Genomic DNA, 22,015 nt, shown 5'->3' on the forward strand with positions numbered 1-22,015 from the left:
GCTTTTGCCTTGGATCAAGCCTTTTCGGTTGCCGATCCGCAAAAACCTGTCGTACAAGTTGCATGAAAGCCACGGGGCAGGTGAAGGCACCGCCCCGACATCGAGGAGGGGTGTGGATGCGCGATCCGAACGGCATGACCATGGTCTTGCGGACGTTGCGATGACGGGCGAGGACCTGCGCCTGATCGCCGCCGCGCTGGCGGGTATTCTCCTTGCCGTCCTGATGATCGTGCGCGGGCGGTTGCATCCCTTCATCGGCTTGCTTTGCGGGGCGTTCGCGGTCGGCCTGCTGGCCGGACTGCCGCTGGCCGATATCGCCAAGGCGGTCCAGAAGGGCGTCGGCGACATCGTCGGCGGGACGGGGCTGGTCGTGGCGCTGGGCCTGTCGCTGGGGGCGATGCTCCACCTTTCGGGCGCCGCCGCGGCGCTGGCGCAAAGCGCGCTGCGGCTGACCGGCGCACGCGCCGCCCCATGGGCGACCTTGGGCATCGCGATCCTGATCGGCCTGCCGCTCTTCTTCGAAACCGGTCTCGTCCTTCTCCTGCCAATCGTGGTCGCCGCCGCCGAAGCGATGGACGCGCCCGACGGCCCTGCGCGCGACGCCGCCAAGCTGCGGCTGATCATGCCGGCACTGGCGGGCCTCGGCGTCGTCCATGCGCTCGTCCCGCCGCATCCCGGCCCGTTGCTCGCAGTCGAGGCGCTGGGGGCGAATCTGGGCCGGACGATGCTCTACGGAATCATCGTCGCCATTCCGACCGCGATCATCGCCGGGCCGGTCCTGGCGCGGATCGTCACCCCCGGCGTCCGCCTGGCGCCCCCGGTCCTCGGCGACCACCGGCTCGACATCGCGACGCCGGGGCGGGGCGCGGCGCTGTTGATCGTCCTGCTGCCCGTCCTGCTGATCGCGACCGGCGAGCTGGGGCAGCTTTCGCCGTCGCTCAAAGGGGCGACATGGCTGGTCGCGGCGAGCAATCCGGTGATCGCGCTGCTCGTCACCAACCTCCTCGCGCTGCCGCTGCTGTTCGGGCGACGCCTGCGCGAGGCCAGGATACAGGACGCGGTGTGGCACGAGACGATGGGCGCGGCGGGCGCGATCCTGCTGGCGATCGGGGCAGGCGGCGCGCTCAAGCAGGTGCTCGTCACCGCCGGACTATCGGATCTGCTCGCCCGGCTCGTCACCATGTACGCGATCTCTCCGCTGCTGCTCGGCTGGCTGGTCGCGGTCGGCATCCGGCTCGCGGCGGGATCGGCGACGGTCGCGACGATCACCGCGGTCGGCATCATGCCCGGCGTGGTGGCGGGCTCGGGCGTCGCGCCCGAACTGGTCGTGCTCGCGATCGGCGCGGGATCGGTGTTCTTCAGCCATGTCAACGATCCGGGCTTCTGGCTGGTCAAGAGCTATGTCGGAACCAGCACCGCCGACACCTTCCGCACCTGGTCGATGCTGGAGACGGTGATCTCCGTGGTCGGCCTCGCGCTCGTGGTCCTGTTGAGTCAGTTCGTCTGAAGGGGGGAAGGCGTGATGAACGAGGGGCGGCTGGCGGACCGGGCCTATACGGCGATCGTCCGCATCATCAATGACGAGGGGCTCGTGATCGGCGACCGCCTGCCATCCGAGGCGCGGCTGGCCGAGACGTTCGGCATGTCGCGGACGATCGTGCGCGAGGCGCTCGCGCGGCTGGCGTCGGATGGCATTACCGAGGCGCGGCGCGGTGCCGGATCCTACGTCAAGCGCCGCCCATCCGAACGGCTGGGCACGCACATGCCGATGGACGAGCTCGCCAAGACGCTGGGCACCTATGAAGTCCGCTTCGTACTCGAGGCGGAAACCGCACGATTGGCGGCGATGCGACGGTCGACCGAGCAACTCGACGTGATCGAACAGGCGCTCGCGGCGCTTCGTGCCGCCCTGCTGTCGGACGCGCCCGCGCATGAGGAGGACTGGCTGCTCCACCGCGCGATCGTCGAGGCGACGGGCAATTCGGCGTTCCTCCCCGTCTTCGATCATCTGGAGGACGAGGTCATGCACATTCTGCGCGCCGGCGTCGACATTTCCCGCTCGCGCCCGCCCGAGGTGATCGATGCGATGATGGGCGAGCATGACGCGATCGTCGACGCGATCCGGGCGCGCGACGCGGACGGAGCGGCGCTGGCGATGCGGTGGCATTTGTCTCAGGGGCGCAAGCGGCTCATGCCATGAACGGATCAGCCGTTCCGCTTCCCCTCGATCCAGGCCAGGGCTTCCGCAACGAGCAGGTCGGGCGATCGCCCGGCGTCGAGCGTCAGCGCACATTCGTCCGCCCCCGGCCGCTCGAGTGTCGCCAACTGGCTGTCCAGCAGGCTGGGCGGCATGTAATGGCCCGAGCGACCGCGCATCCGCCGCGCGATCTGCTCGGCACCGGTGTCGAGCAAGAGGAAGAACAGGGGTACGCCCGCCGCCCGGCTCAACCGCTCGCGATACGCGCGCCGCAGTGCGGAGCAGGCCGCGACGGCGATGCCACGCTCGCGCGCCGTCGTACCGATCGCCGCGCCCAGCCGGTCGAGCCAGGGCCATCGATCCTCATCGGTCAACGGATGCCCCGTCTGCATCTTGGCCACGTTGGCGGCCGAATGATAGTCGTCGCCCTCAAGGACCGGGCAGCCGAGCGTGGTGCCGAGCCGCTGCGACAGCGTCGTCTTGCCGGTGCCGCTGACCCCCATCACGACGATCGCGCAGGCCGATGCCGCCATCGCTTCGATGCTGTTCCCCGCCGTCGTCACCCGTCGCCCTTGTCCCTGGCCCGCGCCGTGCCGCGGGAATTGTCCGATCACCGCTATCCGGCGTTGCCGCGAGAAAGGCCATTACGACCTTTGTCGCAATCGCACCCCGACCGGGCGGTGGCTATCGCAATGCCCTTACCCCCTATCCGTTCCCCGCAAAGAGGATGACCGTCATGTCGCGCCCCCGCCCGCGCCGTCTTCGCCCGGCCCTGCTCGCCCTCCTTGCCGGTATCAGCGCATACCCGGCGCTGGCGGCCGATCGAACCTCGGTTTTCGCCGTGGCCCCCGCCGATCCGCGCGCGGTGACCGTTCATGCACGGGGCGACGGACGTACCGACGACGGCGCTATGATCCAGCAAGCGATCGACAGCGTCGCGGGACAGGGTGGCGGGGGCATCGTGTTCCTGCCCTCCGGCCGCTATCGCCTGGCCCGAACGCTGTATATGCGGCCGGGCGTGCGGCTGTTCGGCGTAGGCCGGACCCGGCCCGTCTTCGTCCTCGCCCCCAACACGCCGGGGTTCCAGACGGGCGTCGGCACGATGGTCTTCTTCACGGGCACGCTGCCGCCGGACGCTGCCAGGCCAGCCCCCCGCGTGCCGGTCCCGCCCCCCACCAGCGTACCCTTCGATCCGACCATAGCCGATGCGAATTCGGGCACCTTCTACTCCGCGATGGCCAATGTCGATTTCGAGATCGGCAAGGGCAACCCGGCGGCGACCGCCGTCCGTTTCCACACCGCGCAGCACAGCTATCTGGCGCATATCGACTTCCGGCTCGGCGACGCGCTGGCCGGGATCTATCAGGTCGGCAATCTGGGGCAGGACCTGCATTTCCACGGCGGTCGCTACGGCATCCTGACCGAAAAGCCCTCGCCCGCCTGGTCCTACACGCTGATCGACTCCAGCTTCGACGGACAGCGTGACGCCGCGATCCGCGAGCATGAGGCGGGGCTGACCCTGATCAATACCGTCATCCGCAACGTGCCCGTCGGGATCGAGATCGACCGCGGCTATGGCGACTGGCTATGGGGAAAGGACGTCCGATTCGAACGCGTCCGTCGTGCTGGCGTCGTGATCGGCAACGAGGGCAACGCCTATACCCAGATCGGGTTCGAGGGGGCGACGGGCGTCGACACGCCCGTCTTCGCGCATTTCCGCGACAGTGGCCGCGACGTGGCCGCGCCGGGGCGGCGGTATCGGATGCAGCGTTTCGGCTATGGCATGACCGTGCCGTCTCTGGGTCAGACCGGCCGCTATGAGACGAAGGCCGAGTTCGGCCCCTTCACCACGCCGCGCACCGTGCGGCAGGCCGTCCGCGCGCTACCTCCGGTCACCGAGTGGCGCAGCGTCCGCGACCTGGGCGTCAAGGGCGACGACAGCACAGACGACACCGCCGCGTTGCAACAGGCGATCGACAGCCATCGCGTCCTGTATTTCCCGGCAGGCTTCTACCGGGTGAGCGATACGCTGAGACTCCGTCCCGACAGCGTCCTGATCGGGCTTCATCCCAGCCTGACCCAGATCGTGCTGACGGACGACAGTCCCGGCTTCCGTGGTATCGGCAGCGCCAGGGGACTGATCGAAAGCGCGCGCGGTGGCGACGCCATCGTGACGGGATTGGGGCTGGCAACGGGCGGGCGCAATCCGCGCGCGAGCGCCCTGCTCTGGCGGGCGGGCGCCGACTCGTTGGTCGACGACGTCAAGTTTCAGGGCGGCCACGGCACCTTCCGTGCCGATGGCAGTCGCTTCGATCCCTATAACGCGGATCACACCGGCGACCCCGATCCGGCGCAGCGCTGGGACGGTCAATATCCCAGCCTGTGGGTGACCGATGGCGGCGGCGGCACCTTCAACGGGCTGTGGACCCCGGACACCTATGCCTCTGCTGGCATGAAAGTCTCGGATACCGAGACGCCGGGACATGTCTATCAGCTCTCCGCCGAGCATCACCGGCGCGCCGAAATCGTGGTCGACAATGTCGCGCACTGGGAATTCCTGGCGCCGCAGACCGAGGAGGAAGCGGGCGAAAGCCGCGACGCCGTCGCCTTCGAGGTGCGGAACGCGCGCGATATATTGTTCGCCAATCTCCACGCCTATCGCGTCACCCGCTCGCTCCAGCCCGCGCGTGCCGCCATCGCGCTGTACGGGGTAAACGACATCCGCTTCCGCAACGTGCATGTGAATGCCGAGAGCGGATTTTCCACCTGTCAGGCGGATGGCTGCGGCACGTATCTGCGCGCCAGCAAATACCCTTACGAGAATGCCGTGCGCGACATGACGCGGGGTGTCGAGGTCCGGGAGCGGGAATTCGCCACCCTGGACGTGACCCCCGAACCGCTGCCCGCCCCCGCCCCGGCGATGGCGCCGGTCCGACGTCTTGCAGACGGCTTCTATTCGCTCGGCGGCGGCGCGATCGATGCGAGCGGGAAGCTGTATTTCGTCGACCGCTATTTCCAGCGTATCCACGGCTGGAGCGAGCAGGAGGGCCTGTCGATCGTCAGCGACGCGCCGCTCGATCCGGTCAATCTGGCGGTCGACGGTTCGGGACGGCTGATGGTGCTGTCCTCCGCCGGAGCCGAGGCCAGCGTCTACAGCATCGACCCCAGGGCGCCCGCTACGGTCACGCCGATCCTGCCGACCGCCAGCGTGTCTCCCAACACGCGGATCGTGATGCCGGGCAGCCTGTGGGACAATGGCGAATTCCGCGATCAATATGATCCCGCCACCGACCGCTTCACCACGCTCGCCGAGATGTTCGCGCGCGATATCGCCACGCCCAAGGCCGGCAGCTATGTCGCACCCGACGGTAGCATCGCCCTGCCCGCCTTCCGCGTCTGGCAGCAGGGTCCGGCCGATCATCGCGGTTGGCGCTTTTCCGACACGCTCGACACCTATGGCCTCGTCACGGCGAAGCCCGGCACGCGGATCGCGATCGCCAACGGGTCGGAGGACCGGACCTATACCGGCCTGCTCGGCGCGGGTGGCGCGATCACCGATCTCAAGCCCTTCGCCGATCGCGGTGGCGAAAGCGTGGCGACGGGGCCGGACGGCCGAGTCTACGTCGCGAACGGACAGGTCTTCGTCTATGCGCCGGATGGTACGCAACAGGGGCGGATCGACGTCCCGGAGCGTCCGTTGCAGCTCCTTTTCGGGGGCGCCGACGGTCGGACGCTGTTCATCCTGAGCCACCATGCGCTCTACGCGGCGCGTCCCTGATCGATCGCCATACCGACCATGGTCGTAGATGCCCCGCGACCGTGGCCGCGATAAGATGGGGTGACAAGGAAGGGCAGCTCCGACGAACCGGGGCGATCCCACCGGTTCGAGGGGATGGATCACATGAGAATGAGCAAGCGGCGGACCTGCGTCGCAACCAAATACGGTAACGCTACCAGCATCGCGGCGCTGGCCCTGGCGCTGATCGCCGCGCCGGCTTGGGCGGCGCCGATGCAGCAGACCGCGTCGCCGGAGGTCGCGACGCCCGCCGCCGAACCGCAGGAACCCGCGACGAGTGCCAAGGACATTATCGTCACCGGCACCCGGATTACCGCCAACGGCTACAATGCGCCCACGCCGACGACGGTGATCGGGGAGGAGCAGATCCAGCAGAACGCGCAACCCAATATCTTCAACACGGTCGCGCAATTGCCCTCGCTCCAGGGGTCGACCGGCGCGACGACGGGCACGTTCAGCACCTCCAGCGGCCAGCAGGGTCTCAGTTCCTTCTCGCTTCGGGGCCTTGGCACGATCCGGACCCTGACCCTGCTCGACGGCCAGCGCGTCGTCGGCGCGAACGTCACCGGTGTTCCGGACATCAGCCAGTTCCCGCAACTCCTGATCAAGCGGGTCGACGTCGTCACCGGTGGCGCATCGGCGTCCTGGGGTTCGGACGCGGTCGGCGGCGTGATCAACTTCATCACCGACACGCGGTTCACCGGCTTCAAGGGCAACCTCCAGACGGGCGTCACCACCTATGGCGACGATGGCCAGGTGCTGGCACAGGCGGCGTTCGGCAAGTCGCTGGCCGGCGACAAGCTGCACGTCATCCTGAGCGGCGAATATGCCAAGGACCAGGGCGTCGGCCCCGGTAATTTCGGTGAGGATCTGGCGGGCAGCCGCGACTGGTATCGCGCCACCACGCTGGTCGATACCGGCGTTCGCAACGCCAGCACGCCGCAATTCCTCTACCGCGATCACGGCCAGGCCTATCAATACACCAAATACGGCCTGATCAGCTCCGGCCCGCTCCAGGGGACGGCATTCGACGCCAACGGCAATCCCTTCCCGTTCCAATATGGCTCGAACGGCATGCCCGCGAAGAACGCGGCGGGCAATGTCATCGGCTGCTATGTCGGCTTCTGCGTCGGCGGCGACCAGTCGGGGCATGTCGGATCGGGCACCTCGCTGCAATCGGCGCTGGAGCGGATCAATGGTTACACCCGGATCGGCTATGACATCGCGCCCGATGCCGAGCTTTATGTGACCGCCAATATCGCGCAGGTCCGCACCAGCAACCAGCCCAATCCCGGCGCGGCGAAGACCGGGTTGACCATCCAGTGCTCCAATCCCTACCTGCCACAATCGATCCAGCAGCAATGTGCCGCCAACGGCATCACAAGCTTCGGCTATGGCCTGAGCAACGCGATCCTGCCCAACATCAAGGTGAACACCGACCGCCGCCAGTATCGCTTCGTCGGCGGGTTGAAGGGCAAGGCCGAGGTGTTCGGCGGAAGCTGGAACTACGACGTCTATTACGAGCACGGCATCAACGTCACCGATATCAATGTCGACAATATCAGTCTGACGGGTCGCTATAATCAGGCGATCAACGCGACCACGCTGAACGGTCAGATCGTCTGCGCCAACGCCGCCGCGCGCGCCAGCGGATGCCAGCCGATCAACATCTTCGGCGGCGCCGTGCCGTCCGCCGCCGCGCTCGCCTATATCGTCCCCGCCAACGGCCCGTTCCAGCATACCCGCCAGACCCAGGACGTGGCGGCGGGCACGATCTCGGGCAACCTGATCGATCTGTGGGCCGGACCGCTGTCGATCGCGACCGGTGTCGAATATCGGCGGGAGGCGTACCGCGTGAACGCCGATCCCTATGGCGCGGGCGTATCGGACATCAGCCCCAATTCGGCGATGTATCCGTCGGATCCGTTCCTCAACTCGACCACCGGCAGCAACTGGTATGCGGGCAATTACAAGAACGGGTCGGGCAAGTACGACGTCTATGAAAGCTTCCTGGAACTCAACCTGCCCATCCTCAATTCGGAGGCGCTCGGCCGGGCGAATCTGAACGCGGCGGGCCGTGCGACGCACTATTCGACGTCCGGCAGGGTCTATGCCTGGAAGATCGGCGGCACCTGGGACACGCCGCTCGACGGGTTCCGCCTGCGCGCGGTGACGTCGCGCGACGTCCGTGCCCCCAACCTGTCGGAGCTGTTCGCGGCGCCGACCACGACGACCGTTCCCAACTTCACCGATCCGTTCCGCAACACCCAGGTGCTGATCATCCAGAACACGCTGGGCAATCCGAATCTGCGCCCCGAAATCGCGCGCAGCACCGAGGCGGGCGTCGTCCTGTCACGGCCGAGCTGGCTTCCCGGCCTGAGCCTGTCGTTCGACTATTACACGATCAAGGTGAACGACGTCGTCTCCAGCCTGTCGGCGGCGCAGATCGTCAACCTGTGTTTCCAGGGCAATACCGAGACCTGTTCGGCCTTCAACCTTCAGAACACGGCAGGCCCCAACTTCGTCAACGTCCAGGCGTTCAACCTCGCGTCGATCAAGACCAGCGGCTTCGATATCGAGGGCAGCTACCAGTGGCGCAATCCGCTGGGCATGGGCGGTAACCTGACGCTGCGTGCCCTCGCCACCCACGTCATCAAGTTCGTCACCGATCCGGGCCTGCCCGGCACGATCCCGGTCGACAGCGCGGGCGCCAATTCGGGTGCGACGCCCGACTGGAAATGGCTGGCGATCCAGAGCTACGACACCGACAAGTTCAGCCTGCTGGTCCAGGAACGCTGGTTCAGCAGCGGCGTGATCGGCAACCAATATGTCGTCTGCTCGACCAACTGCCCCGTCTCGACCGGCAACAACCCGACGATCGACCGCAATTACATGTCGGGCGCCTTCTACCTGGATATCGGCGGCTCGCTGGCCGTCACGCCTGCGGTCAGCATGTTCTTCAAGGTCGACAATCTGCTCAACCGCGATCCCGTGCCGTCGCCGCAGACCAATACCGGTCTGGACGTCAACCCGGCGCTCTACGACACGCTCGGCCGCTTCTACCGCATCGGCCTGCGCGCGAAGTTCTGATCCAGGCGTGAACGGGCGGCGGCAGGACAGCCGCCGCCCGTTTCTCCTTGCCGATACGGTTTAACCGGTGAGACTGGGCCCGTGGATCGCTTCAAACGCCGAACGCTGAAACAGCTTGCCGCGACGGCCGCCATCGGTCCGATGGGTCCGGCCGTGGCAGCGGCCCCGCCGCACGGCGAGGCCCGTCGCCGGTTGGCCGCCTATGATCCGATCTGGACCAGCCCCAGCCGCAACGCGGGCGAGTCGATGCCCTGCGGGGCGGGCGACATAGGGCTGAATATCTGGGTCGAAGGCGCGGACCTGCTCTTCTACGTCACGCGCAGCGGCGCATTCGATGAGACCAACAGCTATCTGAAGCTCGGTCGGGTCCGCCTGACGCTCTCCCCCTCTCCCTTCACGACCGACGCACCGTTCATGCAGCGGCTGAACCTCATCGATGGGGAGATGCTGGTGACCTGCGGCGGGGTGACCGTCACCGTCTGGGCGGATGTGGACGCCCCCGTCGTGCATGTCGCCGTCGCCAGCGACCAGCCTGTCGCCCTGACCGCGACGTGGGAAAGCTGGCGAACCGAGGACCGCGATTATCGCCCGGCCGAAATGACGATGCACCGGTCCTATGACGGGGCGCCGGAAACGCCGCGCCAATATGCCGACGCGATCGACTTTGCCGTGGGCGGGGTGCTGAGCCATCATCGCAATCGTGATCGCACGGTGTTCGACATGCTCGTCGCACAGCAGGGTCTGGATGCCGTCAAGGATCAGCTGTGGAACCCTCTGCGGGGCCTCGGCTTCGGTGCCCTGATGCGCGGGCCCGGCCTGAACCCGGCGGGCTCCGCCGAGGGCCGCTACGCCAGCACGGATTATCGGGGATGGCGGCTCGCCAGCGTGCGGCCGCGACGGCGACACGCGGTCGCGATCTTCTGCCCGATCGCGCAGACCCCGACCCATGACGACTGGATGGCGGGATTGCGCCGGCTGATCGCGGCACATTCGGATGCGAACGTCTCCCGCCGCCGCAGCCAGGCGTGGTGGCAAGGCTATTGGGACCGAAGCTGGATCATCATCCAGCCCGGCGAGGCCAGGCCCGACAGCCAGCCTTGGCGGATCGGCCGCAACTATCAGCTTTTCCGGCATCAACTCGGCACCAACGCGCGTGGGCAATGGCCGACCAAGTTCAACGGCGGCAACTTCACGGTCGATCCCGAATTCATCGACCCCACGATCCGGCTATCCCCCGACTACCGCGCCTGGGGCGGCGGCGAATTCACCGCGCAGAACCAGCGTCTGGTCCATTGGCCGATGCTCAAGAGCGGCGACACCGACCTGATGCGTCCGCAACTTGATTTCTATCGACGCCTGCGCCGCACCGCCGAGCTTCGGACCCGGCATTACTGGGGGCATAGTGGCGCTTGCTTCGTCGAGCAGATCGAGAATTTCGGACTGTGCTGTGGTCAGGAATGGGGGTGGAACCGTGACTGGAAGACACCTGCGGCTCGGCTGCCCGGCGTCGAGGACAGCGCGTTCGTCGATTACCTGTGGGACACCGTCCTCGAATTCTGTCTGATGATGCTGGAGACATGGCGGTTCACCGGCGCGGACATCGTCGGCGACCTTGCCTTTATCGACAGCTGCCTGACCTTCTTCGACCAGCATTACCGGGCCGAGCATCGCCGCGTCTCGGGGCAGGATCTCGACGCGAACGGCAAGCTCGTGCTGTTCCCCGGCACCGCGTGCGAGACATACAAGACGGCACTCGACTCGGCGGTGACGATCGCGGCGCTTGACGCCGTTCTATCGGCGCTGCTCGCATTGCCGGGCGCGCTTCTGAACCCTCCGCTGCGTGCGCGCTATGAAGCGATGAAGGCCTCGCTCCCGGCGCTGCCGACCCGCGAGATGGCCGGGCGGCGCGTTCTCGCACCCGCATCGCTCTGGGATCGCATCCAGAATGTCGAGATACCGCAACTCTATCCCGTCTTTCCCTACGGCCAGTTCGGCGTCGGCAGGCCGGACCTGCAACTGGCGATCGACACCTGGCATCACGGCGTGGACACGCCCGCACAGAAGGACATTAAGAGCTGGCATCAGGATGCGATCTTCTGCGCGCGATTGGGCCTGACCGACGAGGCGGCCCGGCTGACCGCGTTGAAGATGGACGACAGCTCACGGCGCTATCCGACCTTCTGGGGCCCGGGGCATGACTGGGCGCCGGACCATAATTGGGGCGGCTCGGGCATGATCGGGCTGCAGGAGATGGTGATGCAGACCCCGGGCGACGCCATCCACCTGTTTCCCGCATGGCCGCGTGACTGGGACGTCGCGTTCCGCCTTCATGCGCCGGGCGCGACCCGGATCGAGGCCGAGTTGCGTGGCGGCGTTCTGGTAAGCCTGTCGGTCGATCCCCCGGGCGAGCGATCCCGGATCGTCCTGCCTGACTGGCTCTCCCCGCACGCCTGACGGTTCGTTCCGGGCCATCGATGGCGCGGAATCTGACTTACTTGATCGATCATTAGAGAGTAGGCGCGTAGCATGGCGACCGCTTGCACCCCCGAACCGTTACCCGATCTCGGGCGGATCGGGCGTGTGAATGACGCGGCCTCGACGCGGGATCCGCTTCCCCCGTTCCTCCGCAACGCCGGAAGCTGCGGCGCGCTGATCGGGCAAAAGCATGGGTCGGCGACGCCGCTCGGGCCCGTCACGACATGGAACGGCTGCCTCGCCGCGACCATGGCGACGCTGCTGCGATCGTCCGTCCCGATGGCCCTGCTCTGGGGCGATGACGGTATCCTGCTCTACAACGACGCGTTCGCTGCCATCGCGGGCGACAATCACCCTCGCCTGCTCGGCTCTCCGATCCGCGATGGCGATCCCGCGATCATCGCCTTTGACGAGCACGTCCTCGCCACATGTCGGGCGGGCGGCGCGATCCGCCATCGCGACCATCGGGTCATGCTGTCGCGCGACGGTCGATGCGAGCCAGCCTGGCTCGACCTGGACTATTCGCCCGTCATCGACGAGGCCGGGCAATTCGCGGGCGCGCTTTGCATCGTGGGGGAGACCACCACCCGCACCGTCGAGGCCGCCCGCTCCGCCTTTCTGCTGACGCTCGCGGACGATCTTCGCGCGCTGTCCAGCCCGCAGGATATCATGTCCCACGCCGCCGTACAGCTTGGCGAGCAGATGGCGGCGAGCCGCGTCTTCTACGCCGAGATCACAACCCGTGGCTGGATGACGGTCGAACAGGATTATGCGCACGGCGTATCGTCCATCGTCGGTCGCCATTCGCTGGAAAGCTTCGGCCCGGACCTGCTGGCGGCCTATCGTGACGGGGCACCGGTCGTCGTGCGCGATGTGGGCGGCGACCAACGGCTGAGCGACGGCACGCGTGCGGGTTTGCAGGCGCGCGAGGTCGGCGCGTTCATCGACGTCGTGCTGTTCCAGGAAGCCGAATGGGTCGGTCTGCTCGCGGTCCAGAACGCAACCCCGCGCGGCTGGCATCCGGCAGACGAGAATCTGGTCCAGGAGGTCGGCGAACGGGTCAAGATCGCCATCGAGCGCACGCGCGCCGAAGCGGCCCTTCGCGATCTCAAGGCGACGCTGGAACAACAGGTTGTCGAGCGCACCGCAGACCTGAAACGCTATCACGATATCGTCGAGGCGACCGCATCCCCGATCTGCGCCTTCGACGCGGATTACCGCCTGATCGCGTTCAATCGCGCCCACCAGAGCGAGTTCCGGCGCGTCAACGGGTTCGAGACGCGTGTCGGCGACGTCTTTCCCAACCAGTTCGATGAGCCCCAGCGCAGCGTCATGCGCGCCCTGATGCAGCGCGCGCTGACCGGCGAAAGCTTCACCGCGACCGAAGTCTTCGGCCGCCCGCAATTCGGCACGCCCGCCTGGGAGATCGCCTATACGCCGCTGCGCGACGATAGCGGTCGCGTCATCGGCGCGTTCCATCAGGCCAATGACGTCTCGGAGGCGATGGCGGCGCGCGCCGAACTCGAACTCGCGCAGGAGGCGCTCCGCCAGAGCCAGAAGGTCGAGGCGATGGGCAGCCTGACCGGCGGCGTCGCGCATGATTTCAACAATTTGCTGACGCCGATCATCGGCTCGCTCGACATGTTGATGCGCAAGGGCATTGGCAACGAGCGCGAGCGACGCCTGATCGACGGCGCGCTGCAATCCGCCGAGCGCGCCAAGACGCTGGTCCAGCGGCTGCTGGCCTTTGCCCGTCGCCAGCCGCTTCAGCCCACCGCGGTCGACCTGTCGCGCCTGATACTCGGCATGTCGGACCTGATCGAGTCGACGCTGGGCCCGACGATCGGCGTGACGATCGATCTCGCGCCCGCCCTGCCGCCCGCCCGCGCGGACGCCAATCAGCTCGAGATGGCGCTCCTCAATCTGGCCGTGAATGCGCGGGACGCGATGCCCGAAGGCGGCAAGCTGACCATCACGGTCGATCAGCGCATCGTGATGGCGAACGAAGCGGGCGACGTTCCCCCCGGTGCCTATCTCCGCCTCGGCGTGGCCGATACCGGGATCGGCATGGACGAGGAGACGCGGCAACATGCGATCGAACCCTTCTTCTCGACCAAGGGCGTCGGCAAGGGCACCGGCCTGGGCCTGTCGATGGTGCACGGCCTCGCCGGGCAGCTCGGCGGGGGATTGACCATCGATAGCGCGACCGGGCGCGGGACCCGGATCGTGCTATGGCTGCCGCTCAGCGACGCCTCGGTGGCTCCGATCGCCGAGGCCGCCACCGCCGCGCCCAAAATCGCACAGGGCGGGGTCGTGATGTTGGTCGATGACGAGGATCTCGTGCGCCACAGCACCGCCGACATGCTCGTCGACCTGGGATACCAGGTGGTGGAGGCGAATTCGGCCGCGGAGGCACTGGCGCTGGTACAGGGCGGTGTTCGACCGGACTATCTGGTCACCGATCATCTGATGCCGGGGGCTAGCGGAGCACAGCTCGTCCGCGAGCTGGCCGTTCGGCTGCCCGAACTGAAGGCGCTGATCGTGTCCGGTTACGCGGAGACGCATGGCATAGACGCCGACATGGCGCGGCTGAGCAAGCCCTTCCGCCACGAGGAACTGGTGGCCAGCCTCGCCACGCTCGACGCGCGGGGCGTTGCGGCGCGCCGTTATGCTGTGCCCGAGGTCGATATCGACTGATCGGGCCCCCGCCCCTCACGCCTGCCAGCCACCCCCGAGCGCGAGGAAGAGCTGGACCTGATCCCCAGCCACACGGGATTGCGCAGCCGCGAGCGTCTGCTCGGCCGCGATCGCGGTCCGCTGCGCGTCGAGGACGGCCAGGAAGCCCGTCCGACCGGCCCGGAATAGCGTCTCGGCGTCCCGCGCGGCCTTGGCCGCCTGGTTGCTCGCCTCGCGCAACGCCGATATCCGATCGAGGTCGCGCGCATAGACGGTCAAGGCACTCTCGGTTTCGCGAAGCGCGCCAAGGACAGTGCCGTCAAAGCGGGCATATGCGGCATCGCTGTCGGCCTGCGCGGCGGCGATCCGCGCCCGCACCCGGCCGCGATTGGGAAATTGCCAACTGATGAGCGGCCCGAGCGAGAATTTGTAGGTGTCGCTCGAGAAGGCCCGCTCCGCCAGCCCGACCGACCCGACCGACGCGCCGAGCGTGACCTGGGGATAGAGGGCGGCCGTCGCCACCCCGATCCGGGCGGTCGCCGCGCGCAACTCCAGCTCGGCTCTTCGCACATCGGGGCGTCGACGGAGCAGCGCCGCGCCGTCGCCGATCGGGATGGGTTTGGTCAGGCGCGGCTCGATGGTGCAGGCGGCCACGTCACGGTCGAACTCGGCAGGCGGACGCCCGGTCAGCGTCGCGAGGCGATACAGCGCAAGACGCCGCGCCGCCCGAAGGCCGGGCATGGTCGCGCGAACCTGCGCCTCCTGCGCCGAGGAGCGGGTCGCATCGAGCGAGATACCACGCCCGCCGCGCACGAGACGCCGGGTCAGCTCGGTCGCTCGCGACTGGAGCGCGAGTGCGCGTTCCGCCACGCCGATTTCACGCCCCGCCGAACAGGCGTCCAGATAGGCACGCGTCGTATCCGCCGCCACCGTCACCCGGACGCTGTCATAGGCGGCACGCGTCGCGGCGAGATCGGCGTCCGCCGCCTCGACCGCGCGGCGAACCTGGCCCACCAGGTCGAGCTGATAGGAGATGCCAGCCGTCGCCGAGTAGACGAAGTTGCTGGGCAGAGCGGCGCCGGGCAGCAATTCCTCCTCGGCCGACCGCTGTCCATAGCCCGGTGCGGCCTGCAGATTGGCCTGGGGTCGGCGGTCCTGCTCGACCAGATTGACCGAGGCCTGCGCCCGCGCGATATGCGCCGCCGCGATGCGAAGATCGGTATTGGCGGCCAGCGCCTGCGCCACCAGATGGTCCAGCGTGGGATCCTGATAGAGCTGCCACCAGTGATCGGGCACCGGCTGGAGGGCGGCGAAGGCCGCTTCGTCTCCGCCGACGAACGGGCCCGTGGCGCTGGGCTTCTCGATCACCGCGCTTTGTGGGCGGCGATAGTCTGGGCCGACCGTGGTGCAGGCGCTCAGCAGTCCGATGGTCAATAGCGCGACGGAGCGACGGAGCGTCATGCCGTCGCTCCCTTGCGGGGAAGTATCTCGACCGTCGCCGTTCGTCCTACGACCAGCGTCTCACCGGCGGGCAGGCGATCGATCGCGACGCGCACCGGGATACGTTGCGCCAGCCGAACCCAGCTGAAGGTCGGGTTGACGTTGGCGAGCAGGTTGGCGCCCGCGCTCCGGTCGCGGTCCTCGATGCCGCCAGCGATGCTCTGGACATGCCCCGTAATGTCGCGGTCATCGCCCATCAGCCGCACCCGCACCGAGTCGCCGACATGGACGCGCGGCAACTTGGTTTCCTCGAAATAGCCGATGATGTGCACCGAGCCGCGATCGATGATCGCGAATTCGGGATGGCCCGCACTGGCATAGTCGCCCGGCCGGAGGTCGAGGTTGCTGACGGTGCCCGCGACGCTGGCCCGAACCTCGGTCCGCGCCAGGTTGAGCCGCGCGGTGGCGAGGGCGACGCGCGCCTGATCGAGTGCCGCTGCAAGTTGTACGACCTTGGCGTTCCCCTGCTCGCGCACCTCGCCCGCGACGAGGTCGCCGAGCGCACGGTTGCGCTGCGCCTCGCGACGGGCCTGGGCAAGCTGCGCCGCCTGCGACGCGACCGCCGCCTGCGCCTGTGAGACGGCAAGGCGATATCGGGGCGTGTCGACGCGGAACAGAGGCGTGCCGATCGTCACCGGCTGGTTATCGCGGACGAGTACGTCGGTCACCAGGCCCGAAACGTCGGGGGCGACCTGTACGATATCGGCGCGCACCCGGCCGTCGCGGGTCCAGGGTTCCGTCTCGTAATGCGCCCAGAGGCGGCGTGCGGCGAAAAGCGCCAGCGCCACCACGACAAGCGTCACGAGGACGCGCGCACCGACGCGCAGGGAGGGTTGCAGGGTCATAGGGATTTCAACCGAAAAATGCCGAGGCGGGATTTCCGCCGGTGAGGATGCCGGCCAGGCCAGCCCAGAGAATGACGGTCAGCGCCACGTCGAACAGTCCGCGATGCCAGACGAACCGGTACAGGCGGAACCGGGACAAGGCCCAGCCGATCAACTCGGCCATGACGAACGCCAGCAAGGCCGCGATGAGCAACGGATGGACGAAGACGCCGCCCAGATCGATATCCCCGGTCATGCGGCGAGCCTCTCGTCCGACCAATCGGCCGCCGCCGGAAAGACGCTGCGCCGCAAGCCCACGAGCGCCGCGAGCGTCGGCCTGTCCGCGTCTCGCGTCACCGCGATCCGGATAGCCTCATCGATGGCCGCCAGCAGTGTCGCGGGAGGCGCGGACTCGCCCGCCGCCACGAGACGGCGGAACCAGTCGGCCAGGGCGGCGCGGAGCGCCGAATGGTCGGGGTCGTCCGTGATCTGTGCCAGGCCAAGGCCGATCCGCAATTCCCGCAAGGCCGAGGCGGCGGCATCGCGATCCTCGTCCTCGACCTCGCCGACCCGTGCCGCGAGCAGGCCGACGCGGTCGAGCATCCGGCTCCGCCACAGGGGTAGCCGCGCCGGACGCTCGGCAAGTGCCGCCAGATCGCGCCAGCCCGCTCGTCGGAGACGCCGAATGGCGGTGCCTGCTCCCAGCGTCCGGACCATCCGCGTCATGGTCATCGCCGCTGCGATCCCGATCACCTGCGCGATGTTGCTGTTGAAGAAGCTGGCCGCGTCGACGCTGTAGACGTTGGTCAGCGCGAGCCCGCCCGCGAAGCCGATCAGCATCGGCATCATGCGGCCATACCAGCCCGGAACCGCCATCGCCGCGCCGAACGCCAGCAACGGCGGAGCAAGTGCGAGGCAAAGCATCGCGAAGCCGTCGATCGCGGGCAGGATCGCGAACAGATAGATTGCGGCGAGAGGCACCGACGCGACCGTCCAGATCAGAAAGCCGCGCTGCGCGGGAACCGGATCGTCGAGCGTCGCGAAGAAGCAGCAGACCACCGCCGCGATCATCGCCGCCACCGCCCCTTCGGGCCAGCCCGTAGCGATCCAGACCGCGCAGCATCCGATGATCGTCAGGACCGTCGCGGTGGCGGACAGGATCGCCAGCCCATAGTCGCGGTGCAGCGGTCGTCCCCGCCCCCCGGCGACTGCGGGGCGCCCGCCGCCAGGATCGGCCACCGCCGCCACCAACTCCCGGGTGATGGCGAGCGTGTCGACCAGTTCGTCGAGCCGGGTCACGAGGTTCAGCGTCAACAGCCGCCGCCAGTCGGCCGCGACCGGCGATGGCGTGACGCGGGGTCGCGGCAGGGACGGATCCACCACCCATGCGCGGACTTCCGCCAGCGAGGTCGCGACCTCGTCGACCAGCGGCCCATCGGCGGAGAGGCTGCGGAGACGATCCTCCAGAGCCGAGACGAGCGGGATCAGCTGCATCAGCACATCCTGCAACGCGGTCAGCAGCCCCCGGGTGGGGCGGATCCGGGCGGTATCGAACGGGATATGGGTCGCGGTCACGTGCAGGTCGGTGACATCGGCGGCCAGGCGCCGACGCTCCGGCGTCGTGCGCGCGACCGCCTCGACCACGAGGATGTCGGCGATCCACGTCTCGGCGTGGCGCAGCACCAGCTTGGCCCGCGCGCCGTAGACCCCGGCGACACTGCGCGGCCACACCACGGAATGGATCATCGCGGCGCAGAGCACGCCGATGCCGATCTCCTGAACGCGCAAAACCGCCGTGTCGAAGATCGCTTCGGGGTGGAGGACGGAGGGAAAGCCGATCAGTGCGGCGGTGTAGCCTGCCAGCATGAAGACATAGGACCGAGGCGTCCGGTCGAGCAGCGAGACGAACTGGCACCCCGCCACCCAGAGCGCCAGCGCGATGCTCAGCAGGACCGGCGCGTTGACCAGTGTCGGCACCAGCAACACCGTGACCAGCCCGCCGACGACCGTTCCGACCAGACGGAACACCGCCTTGGACCGCACCGCGCCGCTGAGCGGCTGGCTGGTGATGTACACCGTCGCCATCGCCCAGAAGGGCCGCTCCAGCCCGAGCGAGAAGGAGATGAAGAGCGCCAGCATCGCGGCGGCGAAGCAATTGAGGGAGAAGACCGTCTCGCGAAGACCGATCCGCGGCAGCGCGATCATTCCCGGTCGTCGGACAGTGCAAAGACCGCATGGAGTTTATCGAGGACGCGGCTCGCCGCTTGCAGATCGGCATCCTCGATCCCGGCGAACAACTCCGCGCGGATCGACGCCGTCCGTGCCTCGACCTCGACGGCCAGCGCGGTGCCTTCGCTCGTCAGGTGCAGCAGCCGGGCGCGCTTGTCGGTGGCGTCGACCCGGCGCTCGACCAGACCGCTTCGCTCCAGCTGGTCCACGACGGGCACGACCGAGGGGGCCTCGACGCCAAGCTGGTCGGCCAAGGTCCCCTGACGAAGCCCTTCCTCGCTCCGGCCGATCAGCATCACCGCGAGTGCCGCCGTATGCGACAGGGATAACCCCGCGAGCCCCCGATCGAGGTAACGGCGATAGGCACGCGCCATCGGCACGAGCCGCGCGGAGAAATGTCGGCGAAGGGCAATCGGATCATTCACACGCTTTGGTTAGATGCCTACCTATCTAATTGCAATATGCTTCTGCCCGTGGCGGTCGGCGCAACAGACTTCGCATTGAAATGTCGGAGTTATAGGCTAGGACATGGTCGCCGGCCTTCTCCAGCAAGGCCGGGAATAATATGGGACGTCCCTGCCAGAGCGAAGGGGGCGCCCGTGGCGGAGGATGGATGATGCTGACCCGACGTTCTTTCGTGACCGGCGCAGGCGCCGCGCTGGCGCTCCCCGCCATCGGTCGGGCCGCCGCGAACGCGACGATCATCAACCCCGTCGTCCGTCAGCGCGCCGACGCACAGGTCTTCCGACATAGCGACGGCTGGTATTACATGACCGGCTCGGTGCCGGAATATGACCGGCTGGTGCTCCGCCGCTCGAAGACGCTCGAAGGCCTGTCGACCGCAGCCGAACGGATCTTGTGGCGTCACTTGCCCAGCGGCCCGATGTCGGGCTTCATCTGGGCGCCCGAGATGCATCTCGTCGACGACCGCTGGGTCATGTATTTCGCGGCGGGCCCCAGCGGCGGCGGCGAGGATGTCTTCCGCATCCGGACCTACGCCGTTCAGTGCGACGGCCCCGATCCGATGACGGGCAATTGGTCGGTCCTCGGCCAGCTTCAGACCGAATGGGACAGCTTCAACCTCGATTCCACCAGCTTCGTCCATCGGGGACAGCGCTATCTCGCCTGGGCGCAGCGCGAGCCGGGGATCGACACCAACTCCAACCTCTATCTCGCGCCGCTCAAATCGGCGCTGACCCTGGCGGCAAAGCCCGTCCGCCTGTCGGTGCCGACGCTCCCCTGGGAGATCGAGGGGTTCAAGGTCAACGAGGCCCCCGCCCTGCTCGCGCGCAACGGCAAGCTTTTCATGACCTATTCGGCGAGCGCCACCGACGCGCGCTATTGCATGGGGATGCTGACCTGTGACGCCGGAGCCGATTTGATGAAGGCGGCCAACTGGTCCAAATCGCCACAGCCGGTGTTCAAGACCTCGGTCGCGCACAAGGTGTTCGGCCCGGGCCACAACAGCTTCACCGTCGACGAGCGCGGCCGGGATATCCTGGTCTATCACGCGCGCGACTATGCCGAGATCAAGGGTGATCCGCTGTTCGATCCCAATCGCGATACGCGGATGCAGTATTTCCGCTACCGCGCCGACGGATCGCCCGATTTCGGCGAGCCCGTCGCCAACGGCCCGCTTCGACGCCTGTGAAGAACATCCGCGCGGTTGCTCGGACAAATCACCCCGAGCAACCGCGCCTCGACCGGTCAGGCGGGGACGCTGTCATACACCACGACCCTGGCCCATAGCGGCGAACACGCCGCGACGAAGGCGTGGTGCGCGGGATGGTCCTGATAGGATTTCTGATCGGCCAGCGTGTCGAACACCATCAATTCCGATACGTCGAAGCTGGCGTCGACCACATCGCGCTGCTCCGTGCCCGCCGGTACGCCGACGTGAAGTTCGCGGATCTGAGGGATGACGGACAGCGTCTTGAGCCCCGCGACCAGGGCGTCCCGGTCGCCGACATGACCCGGCCGCTTCAGCCAGAAGAAGACCTGATGCCGGACGTTGCCAGCCGGCCTGGCATCGGCCCGCCCCGGCGTGACGGCCGCGCCCGCGGCCAATGCGACTCCCGACACGACGTTCCTCCTGTTCGGTTCCATCCCGGCTCCCCCGCTTCCTGTCTCCACCCACCGTGGTGCGCTTTGGTGGAGGCGGTCAAGCACCACAAACGAATGCGATCGGGCACAAAGCCAATCGGACATAGCGACACGCACTCCATCCGCGTTATCAGGCACATCGGGCGAAGACATGAGGCTCGCCCGCACGACCGGAGGGGAATGGCGGATGCGAAGGCTGATCGTCGGCATATTGGCGGGGTTGGCCGCCTTCGGCACGGCCCGATCCACCGCCGCGCCATCGACGCCGACTGTTGCGTCGGTCCATCTTGAGGGCCCGTTCGAGCTTCACTCGCGCGTCTATCCTGGCACGGTGCGTCGTTACTGGGTCTATGTCCCGGGCGATTACGATCCGAACCGGCCGCCGAACCTGCTACTGTTCCAGGACGGCCAGCGCGCGGTCAATCCCGGTGGCTCGCTGCGCCTGCCCGCGATCCTCGACGATCTGATCCGCCGCCATGCCATCCCGTCGACCCTGGGTGTGTTCGTGACGCCGGGCCACCGTGCCGCGCGCTATCCGGACACGCTGGGCATGGACAATCCCGACCACCGGGTCGAGGAATACGACTCGCTGTCCGACGACTATTCACGCCTGACCTTGCAGGAATTGCTGCCAGCCGTCGCCCGCCGCTGGCGCTTCGCGAGCGATCCGCGCCGTCGCGCGATCGGCGGCACGTCGAGCGGAGCGATCGCGTCCTGGACCGTGGCATGGCGTCATCCGGAGGCTTTCGGCAACGTCGTCAGTTTCATCGGCAGCTATACGTCGATCGGCCTGAGGCTGGGCCCCGACGGCTCGCCGCTGGCCTATGGCGGCGACACCTATCCCGGCCTGATCCGCAAGTCGGCGATCCGGCCGCTCCGCATCTTCCTGCAGGATGGCCGCAGCGACCTAGACAACGAGCATGGCAACTGGTTCCTGGCGAACCAGCAGATGCTGAAGGCGCTGGAGTGGGCGAACGCGCATGCCGATGCCGAGCGGCGGCCCGGACCACGCTACGACATCGATCATGTTTGGACAGAGGGCGGCCATTCCGACGCGGACGGCGGCGCGATCCTGCCCCAGGTGCTGCGCTGGATCTGGCGCGATCAGGCGGCGTCCCGCTGATC

General features: G+C 67.6%; 14 protein-coding genes and 1 pseudogene. 8 read left to right on the forward strand and 7 right to left on the reverse strand.

The window, feature by feature from the left end:
- Positions 1 to 160: 160 nt before the first annotated feature.
- Together LRP66_RS01525 and LRP66_RS01530 are read left to right on the forward strand one after the other, a co-directional pair.
- Complete coding sequence (locus tag LRP66_RS01525) at positions 161 to 1,507, forward strand: GntT/GntP/DsdX family permease (RefSeq protein WP_230480732.1); 1,347 nt, start codon at positions 161 to 163, stop codon at positions 1,505 to 1,507.
- 15 nt (positions 1,508 to 1,522) lie between these two features.
- A complete protein-coding gene (locus LRP66_RS01530) occupies positions 1,523 to 2,200 on the forward strand; it encodes a FadR/GntR family transcriptional regulator (RefSeq protein WP_230480939.1) in 678 nt (225 codons plus the stop codon).
- 5 nt (positions 2,201 to 2,205) lie between these two features.
- On the opposite strand, the gene LRP66_RS01535 is transcribed toward LRP66_RS01530, so the two are convergent.
- Complete coding sequence (locus LRP66_RS01535; RefSeq protein ID WP_230480940.1) at positions 2,206 to 2,700, reverse strand: gluconokinase; 495 nt, start codon at positions 2,698 to 2,700, stop codon at positions 2,206 to 2,208.
- Positions 2,701 to 2,933: 233 nt separating this feature from the next.
- Between LRP66_RS01535 and LRP66_RS01540 the strand changes: the two genes are divergently transcribed.
- The 4 genes from LRP66_RS01540 (at position 2,934) to LRP66_RS01555 (ending at position 14,255) form a co-directional block, all read left to right on the forward strand.
- A complete protein-coding gene (locus tag LRP66_RS01540) occupies positions 2,934 to 5,975 on the forward strand; it encodes a glycosyl hydrolase family 28-related protein (RefSeq protein WP_230480733.1) in 3,042 nt (1,013 codons plus the stop codon).
- A 129-nt stretch (positions 5,976 to 6,104) separates the two neighbouring features.
- Positions 6,105 to 9,083 carry a TonB-dependent receptor plug domain-containing protein gene (locus LRP66_RS01545; protein ID WP_230480734.1) on the forward strand — a complete coding sequence of 993 codons (2,979 nt, stop codon included), beginning with the start codon at positions 6,105 to 6,107 and terminating at the stop codon, positions 9,081 to 9,083.
- Between the two features lie 81 nt (positions 9,084 to 9,164).
- The gene (locus LRP66_RS01550; RefSeq protein ID WP_230480735.1) at positions 9,165 to 11,537 is read left to right on the forward strand and encodes a DUF5703 domain-containing protein; all 2,373 of its coding nucleotides are present in this window, start codon (positions 9,165 to 9,167) and stop codon (positions 11,535 to 11,537) included.
- A gap of 72 nt (positions 11,538 to 11,609) precedes the next feature.
- Positions 11,610 to 14,255 (forward strand): ATP-binding protein, encoded by a 2,646-nt coding sequence (locus LRP66_RS01555; protein ID WP_230480736.1) that lies wholly within the window; start codon positions 11,610 to 11,612, stop codon positions 14,253 to 14,255.
- Positions 14,256 to 14,270: 15 nt separating this feature from the next.
- On the opposite strand, the gene LRP66_RS01560 is transcribed toward LRP66_RS01555, so the two are convergent.
- Genes LRP66_RS01560 through LRP66_RS01580 form a run of 5 tightly spaced genes read right to left on the reverse strand, consistent with a single transcriptional unit; the run spans position 14,271 to position 19,212 of the window.
- Positions 14,271 to 15,695 (reverse strand): efflux transporter outer membrane subunit, encoded by a 1,425-nt coding sequence (locus tag LRP66_RS01560; protein ID WP_230480737.1) that lies wholly within the window; start codon positions 15,693 to 15,695, stop codon positions 14,271 to 14,273.
- Positions 15,692 to 16,579, reverse strand: coding sequence for an efflux RND transporter periplasmic adaptor subunit (locus tag LRP66_RS01565; protein ID WP_230480738.1), 888 nt, complete (start codon positions 16,577 to 16,579; stop codon positions 15,692 to 15,694). The genes LRP66_RS01560 and LRP66_RS01565 overlap by 4 nt, the downstream gene beginning before the upstream one ends.
- Positions 16,580 to 16,586: 7 nt before the next feature.
- Positions 16,587 to 16,814, reverse strand: coding sequence for a DUF1656 domain-containing protein (locus LRP66_RS01570; protein ID WP_230480739.1), 228 nt, complete (start codon positions 16,812 to 16,814; stop codon positions 16,587 to 16,589).
- A complete protein-coding gene (locus LRP66_RS01575; RefSeq protein ID WP_230480740.1) occupies positions 16,811 to 18,763 on the reverse strand; it encodes an FUSC family protein in 1,953 nt (650 codons plus the stop codon). The genes LRP66_RS01570 and LRP66_RS01575 overlap by 4 nt, the downstream gene beginning before the upstream one ends.
- The gene (locus LRP66_RS01580; RefSeq protein WP_230480741.1) at positions 18,760 to 19,212 is read right to left on the reverse strand and encodes a MarR family winged helix-turn-helix transcriptional regulator; all 453 of its coding nucleotides are present in this window, start codon (positions 19,210 to 19,212) and stop codon (positions 18,760 to 18,762) included. The genes LRP66_RS01575 and LRP66_RS01580 overlap by 4 nt, the downstream gene beginning before the upstream one ends.
- A 188-nt stretch (positions 19,213 to 19,400) precedes the next feature.
- Between LRP66_RS01580 and LRP66_RS01585 the strand changes: the two are divergent.
- Positions 19,401 to 20,426, forward strand: a pseudogene (locus LRP66_RS01585) (glycoside hydrolase family 43 protein); the annotation flags it as partial.
- Between the two features lie 68 nt (positions 20,427 to 20,494).
- Here LRP66_RS01585 and LRP66_RS01590 read toward each other — a convergent pair.
- A complete protein-coding gene (locus LRP66_RS01590) occupies positions 20,495 to 20,869 on the reverse strand; it encodes a Dabb family protein (protein ID WP_230480742.1) in 375 nt (124 codons plus the stop codon).
- 208 nt (positions 20,870 to 21,077) lie between these two features.
- On the opposite strand from LRP66_RS01590, the gene LRP66_RS01595 reads away from it, so the two are divergent.
- Positions 21,078 to 22,013 (forward strand): alpha/beta hydrolase, encoded by a 936-nt coding sequence (locus LRP66_RS01595; protein WP_230480743.1) that lies wholly within the window; start codon positions 21,078 to 21,080, stop codon positions 22,011 to 22,013.
- Positions 22,014 to 22,015 lie beyond the last annotated feature (2 nt).

The sequence above is a fragment of the Sphingomonas sp. Leaf21 genome (assembly GCF_916858675.1).
Lineage (GTDB): Bacteria > Pseudomonadota > Alphaproteobacteria > Sphingomonadales > Sphingomonadaceae > Sphingomonas.